The sequence below is a fragment of the Paraburkholderia sp. Clong3 genome, assembly GCF_050436485.1.
Lineage (GTDB): Bacteria > Pseudomonadota > Gammaproteobacteria > Burkholderiales > Burkholderiaceae > Paraburkholderia > Paraburkholderia tuberum.
Window position 1 is genome coordinate 345,707 of record NZ_JBNDMH010000002.1, and the last position, 15,164, is coordinate 360,870.

Here is a 15,164-nt window from a genome sequence, read left to right on the forward strand (position 1 = left end):
AACTCAGGCGCCGAGTCTGCGCGCGATGGCCGTCGTGACCATCGGCACGCCGACGCGCAGCAGCTTGCGCACGCCTTCGTCGCTACCGACTTTCTCCACCGCGTTGTCGATCATCGCCTGCATCACGCTCGCCGGATAAAACTCGCGAAACAGCGTGTTGGCGCCGGTTTGCTCGAACACGTGGTGCAGGAGCGACCCAACGGGGGGGCCGATGCGCTTGAACAGGCCCATCTTGACCACCCGGTTGTTCCACAGATGCAGCGTGTACGCATTGGAACAGAGCGCCGCGCACTCGTCGAAATAGCGCGGCAGGAACACCTTGTAGTAATCGTTGAAGTGCACCGGATAGAACAGGCTTTCGGGAAGACCGGCCTTCACACCGTAGATGGCGGTCAGCAGACGCGGGCCGGTGTCGCCCCACTTCAGTGCCCGGCCTTTCATCGCTTCGACCCGTTCGATCGCCTCGTGCAAGCGCGGCTGATCCGGATCGAGCCTCAGAATCGCATTACAGATGCTCGACTGGGTTTCCCGGCCGATCAGATCGCCCTTGGCGTTGAGATCGAAATCGCGTAGCAGCAGCATGTCGGTATCGACCCAGATCTCATCGGTCTTCGTGAACATCACGAAGCGGAAATAGTCGGTGAAATGCTGCATCGACGGCACGCCGTGAATCGGGAAGTCGTTCAGCGAGTCGCGCGGCAGTATCGTGGTCGCGTCCTTCGCGATCACGCCGGGCGGCAGAGTGTCGATCGGCTCGTAGCTATAGAGCGCGACCTCGCTGCCGTACAGCGTGAACGAATTCAGACAGGCGATCTCGTAGGGAGAAAGCTCCGGGCCATGCCAGAACGATGCAAACCTTGCCTTGCGCATATGTCATCCGGTAGCGATCGTGCGGCGCAACATGCGCGCCGAACCTGTGTAACGATCCTAGACGGGCACGGCACAGGTCAGATGTAAAGGGCTTGAATCGCACAGGAGTTGTCGCAAAACGTTGAGTTCAGCGCCACGAGTCGGCGATTATGAGCGGGACTATGTCGTATCTGGCGAATTCAGTTGCGCACGGCAATGCATCAACCGAGTGCGCAAGGTCGTGGGCTAAACTGCGGAACATCGGTCGTGCGCGCAGAGGCAGCAAGCGACGGACCATGCATCACGCCATGCAGCGAGAACGACGATATCAGGAGACCCGATGAACCTCGACGGCGAGACTTACGATTCGCTCACGGCCAGATTCGCGTGGCGTATTCCACCGCGCTACAACATCGGCGTCGACACATGCGACAGGTGGGCCGATGGCTCGGGGCGTCTCGCGCTGATCTACGGAGACGCCGACGGGCGCGCGACCCGCTATACGTTCGACGAACTGAAAGCCCTGTCCGACCGCTTCGCCAATGCGCTGCTCGCGGCGGGCGCGCGGCGCGGCGAGCGCATCGGCATCTTTCTGTCGCAATCGATCGAAACGGCCATCGCGCATCTCGCGGCTTACAAGGCCGGCATGGTCGCGGTGCCGCTGTTCGCGCTGTTCGGCGTGGACGCGATCGAGCATCGGCTCGGCGACAGCGGCGCGCTCGCGCTGATCACCGATCACGCCGGCGTGCGAAAGATCGACGAAATTCGCGGCGCGCTGCCCGAGTTGCGACACGTGTTCAGTGTCGATATCGAGCAGGATGACGAAGCATCGGACGCGCCCGTGCGGTCGTTCTGGCAGGCGTTGAATGGCGCTTGCGCCGAGTTCACGCCGGCCGACACCGCCGCGGACGATCCGGCGATCATCATCTATACGTCGGGCACGACCGGAAAACCGAAGGGCGCGTTGCACGGGCATCGCGTATTGCTCGGGCATCTGCCCGGCGTCGAGATGTCGCAGCAGGGCTTTCCCGCGCGCGCGACGCTGATGTGGACGCCCGCGGACTGGGCGTGGATCGGCGGTCTGTTCGACGTGCTGCTGCCATCGTGGCATCACGGTGTCGCGGTGCTGGCGCGCCGTTTTGCGAAATTCGACGGCCACGCCGCGTTCGATCTGCTCGCGCGTCACGCGGTCTCCCATGCGTTTCTACCGCCGACCGCGCTGAAGATGATGCGCGGCGTCGAGCGGCCCGCTCATCTGCGTCTCGCGTTGCAATCGGTCGCGAGCGGCGGCGAATCGCTGGGCGAGGAACTGATCGGCTGGGGGCGCGACGCACTCGGCGTGACGATCAACGAGTTCTACGGGCAGACCGAGTGCAACGTCGTGGTGTCGTCGTGCGCGGCGCTGTTCGAGCCGCGCTTCGGCGCGATCGGGCGCGCGGTGCCGGGGCACCATGTCGCGATCGTCGATGGCGCCGGCAACGAACTGCCGCCGGGCGCGATCGGCGATATCGCGGTGGCCGCGCCCGATCCGGTGATGTTTCTCGGCTACTGGCGCAACGTTGCGGCCACCAACGACAAATTCCGCGGCAGGTTTCTGCTGACCGGCGATCTCGGCACGCGCGACGCGGACGGCTTCATCCGCTTCGTCGGTCGTGGCGACGACGTGATCACGAGCGCCGGTTACCGGATTGGGCCGGCGTCGATCGAGGATTCGCTGCTGCGTCATCCGGCCGTCGCGATGGCGGCCGTGGTCGGCGCCCCCGATCGCGAGCGCACCGAAATCGTGATGGCGTTCGTCGTGCTGAAAGCGGGTTTCGTCGGCGACGACGCACTCGTGCGCGAGATCCAGCAGCACGTGAAGACGCGTCTGGCCGCGCACGAATATCCGCGCGAGATTCGCTTCGTCGAAGGCCTGCCGATGACGGCCACCGGCAAGGTGATCCGCAAGACGCTGCGCGAGGCGGTGACGCACGGTCCGGACGCGATCCCACCGGCGAAAAACTGAGTCTGCTACGATGACCAACCCACGATGGGAATCACAGCGGAGAGATTGGATGCGCCCCGAGAGTGCAATGCGTTTCGACCAGGAGTTCGCGCCGCGCATTGCCGAGGCGATCGCCGCGTGTATCGCCAAGACCGTGCACACCGACGTGTTGCCGCATGGCGAACAGGGTCAGCCCACCCGCGTGCGGATTCACGCCACGCCGCTCGATGAGCTCGGTCATTACCCGCATCCGTTGAATCTGTATCTGACCTGGGACAGCGACGAAATAGAAAGGCTGATGGGCGAGCAGGGCGCGACGCGTTTCGCCAGATATCTGGCCGCGCTGCCGCGCAAGCTCAATGCGTGGACCCAGGCGCGCGAACTCGATTTCTCCACGCACACGCAGGGTGAGCCGGTTACGTTGATCGGCGGGCTCGATTTCGAATCGTAGACGCGCGCGCGATGGCGGGCTTGCGTTCGAGAGCTGGATGAAAAACGGCCGCTGTGCCCGAAGAGCCAGCGGCCGTTGCTTTTGCAGCGTTGGGTTACAGCGACGCTCAGCCGCCCAGCGCCGGATCGCTCATGCTGTTGTTTGCCGTCTCGACATGACCGGCGATGCGGCGCGCGAACGTCGGGTCCGTATCGACGGTGATCGCGAGATCGTACCAGCCGTATGCGTTGCGCAGATCGAGGTACAGATTGTCGGTGTCGCCGCCGCGTACCGAATGCTTGATCACATGGCTCGCGTCGTACGCGTTGACGATCGTGAACTGGCAACGCGCGCTGCCGACGTTCTCGAGCCGCAGTTGCAGATTGCCGTTCGCGACATCGTAGCCTTCGGCGACGGCCGGCCGTGCGGTGTCCGAACCATTCCACCAGTTCCGTGCGACCACCTTGCCCGCGAAGCGGCGCAGGAAGCCGTTCGGCCCGTGCACGCTGAAGTCGTAGCTGCCGTCGGCGTTGAGCAGCAGCGCGTCCTGCAGATGCTTGCCCGCTTCGACGGTATAGCTGCGCGGCGCGTCGGCGCTATTGGCCGCGTACACGAGGAACACCGCGCCCGCGCGGCCCGTGTTGACGAAGCGCATCGTCAGCTTGCCGTTCGAGCCTTCCTCGACGCGCACGAACAGTTCGTACGGCAACGCGCGCGCCGGGCGCACGCCCGCTTCCTGCTTCGGCACCGTCTGCACCGTCGGCGGTTGCGGCACGTAGTCCGGGTGACGGTTCTGGTCGGGCGGCACGTAGCCGCTCGTGCCCGGCAGCGACGGCACCGACGCGTTCGGATTCGCGAAGTTGAACGCGGAGGTCAGATCGCCGCACACCGCGCGACGCCACGGCGTGATGTTCGATTCGCCGAGATTGTGCTGCTGGCCGAAGCGCTTTTCGATGAAGCGGATCACCGACGTATGGTCGAACACTTCCGAGCACACGTAGCCGCCTTTGGACCACGGCGAGACCACCAGCATCGGCACGCGCGGTCCGAGCCCGTACGGCCCGGCGACGTTCTTCGCGTCGCCCGCATAGATTTCGTTCGTGATGTCGACGCTCGACAAACCGTTCGCGCTCGACGCGGCCGCGAACGGTGCGGCGATGTGATCGAAGAAGCCGTCGTTTTCGTCGTAGTTGATCAGCAGCACGGTCTTGCTCCACACGTCCGGGTTCGACGTGAGGATCTGCAGCACCTGATCGATGTACCACGCGCCGTAGTTGGTCGGCCAGTTCGGATGCTCGCTGTACGCTTCGGGCGCGACGATCCACGACACCTGCGGCAGCGTGCCGTTCTGCACGTCGCGCTTCAGAATGTCGAAGTAGCCGTCGCCGTTGGCCGCGTTGGTGCCGGTCCGCGCGTTGTCGTATAGCGGGTTGCCCGGCTGCGCGTTGCGGTACTGATTGAAATACAGCAGCGAGTTGTCACCGTAGTTGCCGATGTACGCGTTCTGCGTCCAGCCCCACGAGCCGTTCGCGTCGAGCCCGGTGCCGATGTCCTGATAGATCTTCCACGAGATGCCCGCGTTCTGCAGCACTTCGGGGTAGGTCGACCAGCCGTAGCCGAGTTCCGAATTGTCGATTACCGGACCGCCGCCGCTGCTGTCGTTGCCGACCCAGCCGCTCCACATGTAGTAGCGATTCGGATCGGTCGGGCCCATCAGCGAGCAGTGGTAGGCGTCGCAGATCGTGAATGCGTCGGCGAGCTGATAGTGGAACGGGATGTCGTCGCGCGTCAGGTAGGCCATCGTGGTCGCGCCTTTCGACGGTACCCACTGATCGTTGCGGCCGCCGTTCCATGCGGCGTGCGTGGAGCCCCAGTCGTGCGCGAGATCCTGCAGGAATTGCAGGCCGAGGTTCGGCGCGCCCGGACGGAACGGCAGCACGTAGCTGGCACCGCTGGCATCGGCGGTTTGCGGCTGATACCACACCGGCTGGCCGTTCGCGAGGTTGATCGCGCGCGTGTCGCCGAAGCCGCGCACGCCTTTGAGGGTGCCGAAGTAGTGGTCGAACGAACGGTTCTCCTGCATCAGCACGACGATGTGCTCGACGTCGCGGATCGTGCCGGTCCGGTTGTTGGCCGGAATCGCGAGCGCATTGCGGATGCCCGGCGGCAGCATGCTCAACGCGGTGAAGGAACCGGCGGCTTGCGCGGCCGAGCGCAGAAAATCACGACGATTGTTTGAGGTCATGGTTGGGGCGGTGGTGGCTTTGATCTTCGGTGGAGGAGAAAGGCACGGGGACGACAAATTGCGGTACTGAAACGGCGATGCTGCGTCGGACGCGCGAAGGCGGGCTAGCCGCCGCGCGCGGCGCGATTCTCAATCGACGGTATGGATGACGGGGCTGGCCAGCGGCGGCGAGGTGGCGGACAGCGCCGTGCCGGCTTCGGATGCGGGTGCCGCCGGTGTCTGGATCGTCAGCGTCGGCGGCGCGGAGTCGGCCGGCGGCGGGGCGATCGATGGGTCGCCGGGATTAGCGGCGGAATGGTCGGTTGAACTGATCGTATTCGTGCTGGCGGGCGGGGCGTCGTCGCTGCACGCTCCCGCTAGCGCGCACAGCGCGATCACCGCGATGGCGCCCGTCAAACGTTTGCGACGGGGCGCACGACTCGGCTTCGACACGAAGGGCATGGCACTGTCTCCTGGCGGGGAAGGGATGCCTCGCAATCGATGTGCCGAGGTCAGCGATGCAGCAGCATAATCGCCGATCCGTGTAATTTTTATGAAGTATCGGTAACAGACGGGCGCCGCTTATCGTTGTGCGCGCACGAACGCCGCGATGGCGTCGTTGAGTGCGGCGGGCGCGTCGCGATGCGGCGAGTGTCCGCATGCGTCGAGCTTCACGAGTTGCGCGTGCGGCACGCGCGCGGCGATCGTGTCGATCTGCGCCATCGTGCCGTAGTTGTCGTCGTGGCCCTGGATCGCGAGCAGCGGTCGACGGATCGGCGCGAGCGCCTCGACGATCGACCAGCGCCTGAACGCAGGGTCGAGCCAGATATCGTTCCAGCCGTAGAACGCGGAATCGACGTCCGCGTGATAGCGGGCGAGCTTCGCGCGAAGATCGGTGGATTCGTAAAGCTGCTTCGTATGGGCGATGCTTTGCACCGAGATGTCTTCGACGAATACGTGCGGCGCGATCACGACCGCGCCCGCGAGCGCATCGGGGTACAGCGCCGCATACAGCAGCGCGATCGAGCCGCCGTCGCTATGACCGATCACCCACATGCGTTGGCGTTGGCGCAGGTCGATATCGAGCGCGTCGAGCAGGGTGGGGAGGATGTCGCGCGCCTGGGCGGTCATGAAATCGACCGGCCATTTGTCGTCAGATGCACGCGCTGTCGAGAGTCCGTAGCCTGGCCGCGAATAGACGAGTCCGCGCATGCCGAGTCGCGCGCACAACGTCTGCGGCCAGTCGCGCCACATTGCGATCGAGCCGAGACCTTCGTGCAGGAATACCGCGATCGGCGAATCGTCCTGCTGAGCATTCGCCTGCTCGTTGACCCAGCGGTACTCGATGCGCAGCGGTCCATGCGACGCGCTCGCCGGCAGTTCGGCAAGGCGGCTGGCGGCGCTCGCGGAGGAAGTGGCAGGGGCGGTACCTCGGTTCTGCATCAATGAATCACCTATGACTGTTCGCGTAGCTTGAAGCGTTGAATCTTGCCGGTGGCGGTCTTCGGCAGATCGTCGGTGAACACGATATCGCGCGGGTACTTGTGCGGCGCGAGCCGTTCCTTGACGAAGGTCTTCAGTTCCTCGGCGAGCAGGTCGGACGGCATGAAGTCGCGCTTGAGCACGACGAACGCGCGCGTTTTCACGAGCCCGCCATGATCGACACCGACCACCGCCGCTTCGAGCACCGCCGGATGCGCGACGAGCACCATCTCGACCTCGACCGGCGACACATATTGGCCGCTCACTTTCAGCATGTCGTCGCTGCGGCCCGCGTAGACATAGCAGCCGTTCGTGAGACGCCGATATTTGTCGCCGCTTCTGATCCATTCGCCGAGAAACGTCGCGCGCGTTTTCTCGCGATTGCTCCAGTACATCAGCGCCGCGCTCGGCCCCTTGATGAACAGATCGCCGACTTCGCCATCGGGCACCGGCCGCCCGGCTTCGTCGCGCAACTCGACTTCGTAGCCCGGCACGGGGCGCCCGGTCGTGCCGTATTCGACTTCGCCCGCGCGATTCGACAGGAAGATGTGCAGCATTTCCGTCGAGCCGATGCCATCGAGAATCTCGGCGCCGAAGTGCGCGGTGAAGCGTTCGCCGACGTCGCGTGGCAACGCCTCGCCGGCCGACGCGCACACGCGGATCGCGACGTCGGCGCGCGCGGGCAGGTTGGGCGACACCAGCATGTTCGCGTACAAGGTCGGCACGCCGTAGAACACGGTCGGGCGGTGCCGGACGAGGCGCGCGAAAATCGCCTCGGCGGTCGGGCGCTCGGCCATCAGGATCGCGGTCGCGCCGACCGACAGCGGAAACGTCAGCGCGTTGCCGAGCCCATATGCAAAGAACAGTTTCGCCGCCGAAAACACCACGTCGCTCTCGACGATGCCGAGCACCGGCTTCGCATACAACTCGGCGGTCCAGTACAGATTCGCGTGCGTATGGACGGTGCCTTTCGGCTTGCCGGTCGAGCCCGACGAATAGAGCCAGAACGCGATGTCGTCCGCGTTGCTTGCACAGCCTTTGACGGCGGGTAGCGCGGTGTCGACCAGCGTTTCGAAGCGGGGCGCCGCGAGCGGCGCTTCGGTGCAGGCGTGAGGCTGCGAGACGATCGGTTGGCAGCCGTCGTTGTCGATGCTGCTCAGCGCCTCCGTCACGTTAGGTAGCAACGGTTCCGATACGATCACCGCTCGCGCGTGGCTGTGCGTCAGCATGTACGTATAGTCGGCGGCGCTCAGCAAGGTGTTCGCGACGACCGGCACGATGCCGGCGTAAAGCGCGCCGAGAAATGCGACCGGCAGCGATACGGTGTCGAGCATCACGAGCAGCACGCGTTCCTCGGGATGCACGCCGAGCGCACGCAGTGCGCTGGCGCAGCGCCGCGCGCGCTGTTCGAGTTCGCCGTAGGTCATCGCGCCGTCGTCGTCGATATAGGCGACTTTGCTCGCGCGCGCTTCGTTCAACTGGAACAGATGCCTCGCGAAGTTGAACAGCGGGGGCGGCGGCGCAACCGGCTCGCGTGCGCTCGTTTCCAGCAGGGCTTCCATATGTCTCCTCCATCCGTGGACACGGTCCGGCTCTTGTGTGATCGTGATCTGTTCGCGGCTCACGCGCGCGTGAATTCGATCGCCCCTTGCGGCAGCAGATACAGCACCAGCGCCCTGCCGTTCGCGACGGTCGGACGATGCGCCGAGCCGGGGCCGTACACGCACCAGCCGGCCGGATGGCCGTCGAACGTCGCGCCGTCGGTGACGGGCATGATCAGATCGATCTCGCCGTGCGGATGGACGTGGTGCGGACCGGCAATGTCCTGCATGTCGACGACGTCGACGGAAAAGCCGTGCGTGTCGGGCAGCGCCTTGAAGATGCGGCCGTAGCGGATGCCGCCGGCCTCGCGGTTGCACAGCCAGCCTTCAGCGACGCCGCTGCGGCATGCGTTCGCGAGTTCGTGAAAGGTGGGGCTGCCGGCGGGCCAGGTGTCGTTCAGCCAGTCCGCGAGCGCGGCGTCGAGCGGCCGCCCGGCGAGTTGCCCAGTGACGCCTGCGATCAGGCGCTGGAATTCCTGTGGGGACATGCGAGCCTCCAGAAGCGCGCTCACGCAGGCCGGCCGCCGGGTCGCCGGCCGCCGGATCGCCGGCCGCCGGAACTTGGGTGCATGCGTATTGCGGCGCCGTCTCCGTGACGCGGCCGGAATGCCAAGGCGGCGCGCGACTGTGTTTGTGATTGGATCAGCTTTTGGCGAAAATTAAACCGTTCACCTGGTGCGTGTCAAGCACTATAGTACATGTATCGTAGTCACGAGGTCGCAAAACATGAATCAAAAGTACCCTCCCGCACCGTTGGACGAAACCGACGACGGCGCGGCCCGCGCCGAACGCACCGGGCGCGCGGGTGAACGCACGGCCGAACGTGGCGGCGAGCGCGAAGAACGCGATCCGTTCCTGACCGCGATGGGCGAGCGTGTGCGTTTGCTGCGCGCGCGCCGCGGCATGACGCGCAAGACGCTGGCGGCCGAAACCGGTTTGTCGGAGCGGCATCTGGCGAACCTCGAATCGGGCGTCGGCAATGCGTCGGTGCTGGTGCTGCGGCAGCTCGCGGCCACGCTGAACTGCTCGCTCGCCGAGGTGATCGGCGACGAAACCACCGCGTCCGCCGAATGGCTGCTGATCCGCGAGCTGCTGCGGGGGCGCGACCAGGCGGCACTGCAGCGCGCGCGCATCGCGCTCGCCGAGATGTTCGCGCAGGCGCCGCGCGACCCGCACCGCAAGGACCGCATCGCGCTGATCGGCCTGCGCGGCGCGGGTAAGTCGACGCTCGGGCGCATGCTCGCGCAGGAGCGCAAGGTGCCGTTCATCGAGCTCACGCGCGTGATCGAACAGCTCGCGGGCTGTCCGCCGTCGGAGATTCATTCGCTGTACGGCGCGAGCGCGTATCGACGCTACGAGCAACGCGCGCTCGAGGCGGTGATCCACGAGCATCCGCACGCGGTGATCGCGTCGCCGGGCGGGCTCGTGTCGGAAGCGGGCACGTTCAACCTGCTGCTGTCGCACTGCTTCACCGTGTGGTTGCAGGCGACGCCCGAGGAACATATGCGCCGCGTCGTCGCGCAAGGCGATCTGCGGCCGATGTCCGGCAACCGCGAGGCGATGGACGACCTGAAGCGCATCCTCGCCGGGCGCGCCGAGCTGTACGGACGCGCGGACATGTCGTTCGACACCAGCGAAAGGACGCTCGCCGATGCGTACCTGCAGTTGCGCGACCGTCTCGCCGCGCGTCTCGCGGCGGAAGCCCCCGACGAGGCGCGCGTGAACTGACCGATCGCGGGCGCCAGGGTTTCCCCGTAAAAATGCACTAAAGTGCTTTACGCTGGCGTGACGATGCACTATTGTTCAAAAAACAGATTGCATCGTCCAGTCAGGAGACGCCCCATGTCCACAGCACCCACCGCCGTTGCTCAGGCCGCGCCGGTCGACTATCGCACCGACCCGTCGCAGTACAAGCATTGGAAGCTCAGCTTCAACGGTCCGGTCGCGACGCTCGGCATCGACATCGCCGAGGACGGCGGCATTCGCGACGGCTACAAGCTGAAGCTCAATTCGTATGATCTCGGCGTCGACATCGAGCTGCACGACGCGATTCAGCGCATTCGCTTCGAGCATCCGGAAGTCCGCACGGTGGTGGTGACGAGCCTGAAGGACCGGGTGTTCTGCTCGGGCGCGAATATCTTCATGCTGGGGCTGTCATCGCACGCGTGGAAGGTCAACTTCTGCAAATTCACGAACGAAACGCGCAACGGGCTCGAAGATTCGTCGCGCCATTCGGGGCTTAAGTTTCTCGCCGCGGTGAACGGCGCGTGCGCGGGCGGCGGTTATGAACTCGCGCTCGCCTGCGATGAAATCTATCTGATCGACGATCGTTCCTCTTCGGTGTCGCTGCCGGAAGTGCCGCTGCTCGGCGTGCTGCCCGGCACCGGCGGACTCACGCGCGTGACCGATAAGCGCAAGGTGCGCCACGATCGCGCGGATATCTTCTGCACGGTGGTCGAGGGCGTGCGCGGCGAACGCGCGAAGGCCTGGCGTCTCGTCGACGAAGTCGTGAAGCCGAACCAGTTCGAGCAGGCCATTCAGGCGCGCGCGCTCGAACTCGGCGCGCACAGCGATCGTCCGGCCGGAGCGCCGGGCGTCGCGCTCACGCGCATCGAACGCACGGATCGCGAAGCTGGCCTCAGCTATCAGACGGTCGACGTCACGATCGATCGCGCGAAACGTGTGGCGACCTTCACCGCGCGCGCGCCACAGACCGAGCAACCGACCGGCATCGCCGCGATCGCCGCGGCCGGCGCCAACTGGTGGCCGCTGCAATTCGCCCGCGAACTCGACGACGCGATCCTCTCGATGCGCACCAACGCGCTCGACATCGGCACCTGGGTGTTCAAGACCGAAGGCGACGCGCGCCACCTGCTCGCGGTCGATGCGACGCTGCTGCAGCACCGGGATCACTGGTTCGTGCGCGAAACGATCGGCATGCTGCGCCGCACGCTCGCGCGCCTCGACGTGTCGTCGCGCTCCATCTTCACGCTGATCGAGCCGGGTTCATGCTTCGCCGGCACGTTCGCGGAACTCGCGTTCGCCGCCGATCGCATCTACATGGCCGCGCTGCCCGACAACGAGGACGAAGAGCCGGCGATCACGCTGTCGGAAGTCAACTTCGGCCTGTATCCGATGGTGACGCATCAGTCGCGGCTCGCGCGGCGCTTTTACGAGGAAGCCGAGCCGCTCGACGCGGCGCGCGCGCTGATCGGCCAGCCGGTCAAGGCGCTCGACGCGGAGCGCCTCGGTCTCGTCACCGCATCGCCTGACGACATCGATTGGGCCGACGAAATCCGCATCGCGCTCGAAGAACGCGCGGCGATGTCGCCCGATGCCTTGACCGGCCTCGAAGCGAATCTGCGCTTCAATGGGCCGGAGACGATGGAGACGCGCATTTTCGGCCGTCTCACCGCCTGGCAGAACTGGATCTTCAACCGGCCGAACGCAGTGGGCGAGAAGGGTGCGCTCAAGGTGTACGGCAAGGGCAGCAAGGCGCAATTCGATGTGTCGCGCGTGTGAGATGCGCCGCGCTCACTCGGACTAAACGACGCCGCCTGTCGATACGTGCCTCTCGCCACTGCAGCTTCCGAACAGGGAATTGACCCAGGGAACCGACCATGTCCTCGATCAACTACAGCGAAAAGATTCCGAACAACGTCAGCCTCGCCGACGACCGCGCGCTGCAACGCGCGCTCGAACAATGGCAGCCGAACTTTCTGTCATGGTGGGGCGACATGGGCCCGGAAGGCTCGCACGGGTACGACGTGTATCTGCGCACCGCGGTCAGCGTCGATGCGGGCGGCTGGGCGCACTTCGACTACGTGAAGATGCCCGAGTACCGCTGGGGCATTTTCCTCACGCCGGGCGAGCAGGATCGCACGATCCACTTCGGCGAGCACAAGGGCGAAGCCGCGTGGCAGGACGTGCCCGGCGAGCATCGCGCGAACCTGCGCCGCATCATCGTCACGCAGGGCGATACGGAACCGGCCTCGGTCGAGCAGCAGCGTCACCTCGGTTTGACCGCGCCGTCGCTGTACGATCTGCGCAACCTGTTCCAGGTCAACGTCGAGGAAGGCCGCCACTTGTGGGCGATGGTGTACCTGCTGCATCGCTACTTCGGCCGCGACGGTCGTGAGGAAGCCGAAGCCTTGCTCGGCCGCCGCTCCGGCGACGAGGACAACCCGCGCATTCTCGGCGCGTTCAACGAGAAAACGCCGGACTGGCTCGCGTTCTACATGTTCACGTACTTCACCGACCGCGACGGCAAGTTCCAGTTGTCGGCGCTCGCGGAGTCGGGCTTCGATCCGCTCGCGCGCACGACGAAGTTCATGCTGACCGAGGAAGCGCATCATATGTTCGTCGGCGAATCGGGCGTGTCGCGCGTGATCCAGCGCACCGCTCAGGTGATGAACGAACTCGGCACCGACGACGTCGCGAAGATCCGCGCGGCCGGCGTGATCGATCTGCCGACCATCCAGCGCTATCTGAACTTCCATTACTCGGTCACGATCGACCTGTTCGGCGCCGATCATTCGTCGAACGCGGCGACGTTCTATAGCTCGGGTCTGAAGGGCCGCTACGAGGAAGGCAAGCGCGACGACGATCATCGCCTGAACGAGCATGCTTACAAGCTGCTCGACGTGCAGGACGGCAAGCTCGTCGAGCGCGAAGTGCCGATGCTCAACGCGATGAACGAAGTGCTGCGCGACGATTACATCAAGGACTCGGTTGCGGGCGTTGGGCGCTGGAACAAGGTGCTCGAGAAGGCCGGCGTCGACTTTCGCATGACGGTGCCGCACAAGGCGTTCAACCGGCAGATCGGCACGTTCGCCGGCACGCGGGTGTCGCCGGACGGCCGCGTGCTCAGCGAAGCCGAATGGGCCGCCAACGAAGCGAACTGGCTCGCCACGCCGGAAGACCGCGCGTTCGTCGCTTCGCTGATGGGCCGCGTCGCCGAGCCGGGCAAGTTCGCGAACTGGATCGCGCCGCCCGCGATGGGCGTGAACCGTCAGCCGGTCGATTTCGAATACGTGCGCTTCAACTGAAGCAGGCGAAGCACGAAAGGCGCGCTGCACGCGCGCCGTATTACCAGGTGGAGGAAGTCATGAACGGGCCAGTATCGGTCGAAGTTCTGCGGCAGCATCTGATCGATCCGGAGATCTGCATTCGCTGCAATACCTGCGAAGAGACCTGTCCGGTCGATGCGATCACGCACGACGCCAACAACTACGTCGTGAAGGCCGACGTCTGCAACGGCTGCATGGCCTGCGTGCCGCCGTGCCCGACCGGCGCGATCGACAACTGGCGCACCGTGCTGAAGGCCGACGCGTATTCGATCGACGAGCAGTTTACGTGGGACGTGTTGCCGGAGCAGAACACGATGGCGGTGCCGGCTGAAGAACCGGTGGCCGCGTCTACCGCGGGCGACAGCGCCGCCGAAGCGGACGGCATCGAAGTGGATACCGTGCGCGGCGCGCTCGTGCCGCCGTGGTCGGCCGCGAAGCCGTACGTGAATCTCTACACGCATAAGGCGCCGACCACCGCGACGGTGGTCGGCAACTACCGGCTCACCGACAGCGCGACGTCGAGCGACATCCATCACATCGTGCTCGATTTCGGCTCGATGCCGTTTCCGGTGCTCGAAGGCCAGTCGATCGGCATTCTGCCGCCGGGAGCTGCTGCCGACGGCCGCGTGCATCACGCGCGCCAGTACTCGATCGCGAGTCCGCGCGATGGCGAGCGGCCCGGCTATAACAACGTGTCGCTGACGGTCAAGCGGGTGTCGCAGCAGCACGGCGACGCGATCGACGGCGTGTGCTCGAACTATCTGTGCGATCTGAAGAAGGGCGACGTGGTCAACGTGATCGGTCCGTTCGGCAGCACCTTCCTGATGCCGAATCATCCGAACTCGCATCTGCTGATGATCTGCACGGGCACCGGTTCCGCGCCGATGCGCGCGATGACCGAGTATCGCCGCCGCAAGCGCCTCAAAGGCGCGACCGGCAAGCTGATGCTGTTCTTCGGCGCGCGTACCAAGGAGGAGCTGCCGTACTTTGGACCGCTGACGAATCTGCCGAAGGATTTCATCGACACCACGCTCGCGCTTTCGCGCACCCCGGGACAGGCTAAGCGCTACGTGCAGGACGCAATGCGCGAACGTTCGGCCGACGTCGCGAACCTGCTGAAGGACGACAACACCTATATCTACGTGTGCGGCCTCAAGGGCATGGAGGACGGTGTGCTGCAGGCGCTCAAGGATATCGGCGAGCAGCATCAGCTCGATTGGGAAGCGTTGTGGGCGAAGCTGAAGCGGGAAGGGCGGCTGCATCTGGAGACGTACTGAGCGGCGCGCCGACGCGCCGACCCACACCGAAAGCTCCGCGAAAAGGCTCCGCAAAGGCTCGTGAAAGCATGAGCGCTTGCGGGGCCTTTTTGCCTGCGTCATATGCTTGACGGAAGAGCGCAGCGGCTGACCTGTGCGGATCGACGCACCGCGCGCGAAGCGCTTTGAAAATCGCGGACGGTTTGCTACAGTCGGCCCACACAGCCGGCCGCACGCCGGGACTCCCCGCCAACGCGGCAGTCCGCCAC

12 protein-coding genes are annotated in these 15,164 nt (G+C 65.2%); 6 read left to right on the plus strand and 6 right to left on the minus strand.

The annotated features are described in order from the left end of the window. Window positions 1-3: 3 nt before the first annotated feature. Window positions 4-870 (minus strand): hypothetical protein, encoded by an 867-nt coding sequence (locus OKW30_RS05900; RefSeq protein WP_184071094.1) that lies wholly within the window; start codon window positions 868-870, stop codon window positions 4-6. Window positions 871-1,189: 319 nt separating this feature from the next. Between OKW30_RS05900 and OKW30_RS05905 the strand changes: the two genes are divergently transcribed. Beyond that, on the plus strand, window positions 1,190-2,854 hold the full coding sequence (locus OKW30_RS05905; RefSeq protein WP_429346242.1) for an acyl-CoA synthetase: 1,665 nt from the start codon (window positions 1,190-1,192) through the stop codon (window positions 2,852-2,854). Between the two features lie 49 nt (window positions 2,855-2,903). Continuing rightward, entirely contained in the window at window positions 2,904-3,284 is a 381-nt protein-coding gene (locus OKW30_RS05910; RefSeq protein WP_090800962.1) for a DUF5594 family protein, read from the plus strand. A gap of 106 nt (window positions 3,285-3,390) precedes the next feature. On the opposite strand, the gene OKW30_RS05915 is transcribed toward OKW30_RS05910, so the two are convergent. From OKW30_RS05915 to OKW30_RS05935, 5 genes are all read right to left on the minus strand, one after another. Further along, window positions 3,391-5,508 (minus strand): phosphocholine-specific phospholipase C, encoded by a 2,118-nt coding sequence (locus OKW30_RS05915; RefSeq protein WP_429346243.1) that lies wholly within the window; start codon window positions 5,506-5,508, stop codon window positions 3,391-3,393. Window positions 5,509-5,637: 129 nt separating this feature from the next. Further along, window positions 5,638-5,949 carry a hypothetical protein gene (locus tag OKW30_RS05920; RefSeq protein WP_409340054.1) on the minus strand — a complete coding sequence of 104 codons (312 nt, stop codon included), beginning with the start codon at window positions 5,947-5,949 and terminating at the stop codon, window positions 5,638-5,640. Window positions 5,950-6,069: 120 nt separating this feature from the next. After that, window positions 6,070-6,930 (minus strand): alpha/beta fold hydrolase, encoded by an 861-nt coding sequence (locus OKW30_RS05925; RefSeq protein WP_429346244.1) that lies wholly within the window; start codon window positions 6,928-6,930, stop codon window positions 6,070-6,072. Between the two features lie 11 nt (window positions 6,931-6,941). Further along, window positions 6,942-8,531, minus strand: a complete 1,590-nt coding sequence (locus tag OKW30_RS05930) for a benzoate-CoA ligase family protein (protein WP_429346245.1) — start codon at window positions 8,529-8,531, stop codon at window positions 6,942-6,944. A 59-nt stretch (window positions 8,532-8,590) separates the two neighbouring features. Beyond that, window positions 8,591-9,058, minus strand: a complete 468-nt coding sequence (locus OKW30_RS05935; protein ID WP_429346246.1) for a DUF4863 family protein — start codon at window positions 9,056-9,058, stop codon at window positions 8,591-8,593. A gap of 238 nt (window positions 9,059-9,296) precedes the next feature. Here OKW30_RS05935 and OKW30_RS05940 point away from each other — a divergent pair, with 238 nt between their 5' ends. From OKW30_RS05940 to boxA, 4 genes are all read left to right on the plus strand, one after another. Further along, window positions 9,297-10,298: a helix-turn-helix transcriptional regulator gene (locus tag OKW30_RS05940; protein ID WP_184071079.1), complete on the plus strand. Its 1,002-nt coding sequence runs from the start codon at window positions 9,297-9,299 to the stop codon at window positions 10,296-10,298. 114 nt (window positions 10,299-10,412) lie between these two features. After that, window positions 10,413-12,092, plus strand: coding sequence for a 2,3-epoxybenzoyl-CoA dihydrolase (gene boxC, locus OKW30_RS05945; protein ID WP_184071077.1), 1,680 nt, complete (start codon window positions 10,413-10,415; stop codon window positions 12,090-12,092). 98 nt (window positions 12,093-12,190) lie between these two features. Further along, the gene (boxB, locus tag OKW30_RS05950; protein ID WP_429346247.1) at window positions 12,191-13,618 is read left to right on the plus strand and encodes a benzoyl-CoA 2,3-epoxidase subunit BoxB; all 1,428 of its coding nucleotides are present in this window, start codon (window positions 12,191-12,193) and stop codon (window positions 13,616-13,618) included. Window positions 13,619-13,677: 59 nt separating this feature from the next. After that, a complete protein-coding gene (gene boxA, locus OKW30_RS05955; RefSeq protein ID WP_429346248.1) occupies window positions 13,678-14,916 on the plus strand; it encodes a benzoyl-CoA 2,3-epoxidase subunit BoxA in 1,239 nt (412 codons plus the stop codon). Window positions 14,917-15,164: the final 248 nt, after the last annotated feature.

Coding starts and splice junctions, on each gene's coding strand:
- OKW30_RS05900 (WP_184071094.1), bottom strand. CDS start 870: ATGCGCAAGGCAAGGTTTGCATCGTTCTGGCATGGCCCGGAGCTTTCT.
- OKW30_RS05905 (WP_429346242.1), top strand. CDS start 1,190: ATGAACCTCGACGGCGAGACTTACGATTCGCTCACGGCCAGATTCGCG.
- OKW30_RS05910 (WP_090800962.1), top strand. CDS start 2,904: ATGCGCCCCGAGAGTGCAATGCGTTTCGACCAGGAGTTCGCGCCGCGC.
- OKW30_RS05915 (WP_429346243.1), bottom strand. CDS start 5,508: ATGACCTCAAACAATCGTCGTGATTTTCTGCGCTCGGCCGCGCAAGCC.
- OKW30_RS05920 (WP_409340054.1), bottom strand. CDS start 5,949: ATGCCCTTCGTGTCGAAGCCGAGTCGTGCGCCCCGTCGCAAACGTTTG.
- OKW30_RS05925 (WP_429346244.1), bottom strand. CDS start 6,930: ATGCAGAACCGAGGTACCGCCCCTGCCACTTCCTCCGCGAGCGCCGCC.
- OKW30_RS05930 (WP_429346245.1), bottom strand. CDS start 8,531: ATGGAAGCCCTGCTGGAAACGAGCGCACGCGAGCCGGTTGCGCCGCCG.
- OKW30_RS05935 (WP_429346246.1), bottom strand. CDS start 9,058: ATGTCCCCACAGGAATTCCAGCGCCTGATCGCAGGCGTCACTGGGCAA.
- OKW30_RS05940 (WP_184071079.1), top strand. CDS start 9,297: ATGAATCAAAAGTACCCTCCCGCACCGTTGGACGAAACCGACGACGGC.
- boxC (WP_184071077.1), top strand. CDS start 10,413: ATGTCCACAGCACCCACCGCCGTTGCTCAGGCCGCGCCGGTCGACTAT.
- boxB (WP_429346247.1), top strand. CDS start 12,191: ATGTCCTCGATCAACTACAGCGAAAAGATTCCGAACAACGTCAGCCTC.
- boxA (WP_429346248.1), top strand. CDS start 13,678: ATGAACGGGCCAGTATCGGTCGAAGTTCTGCGGCAGCATCTGATCGAT.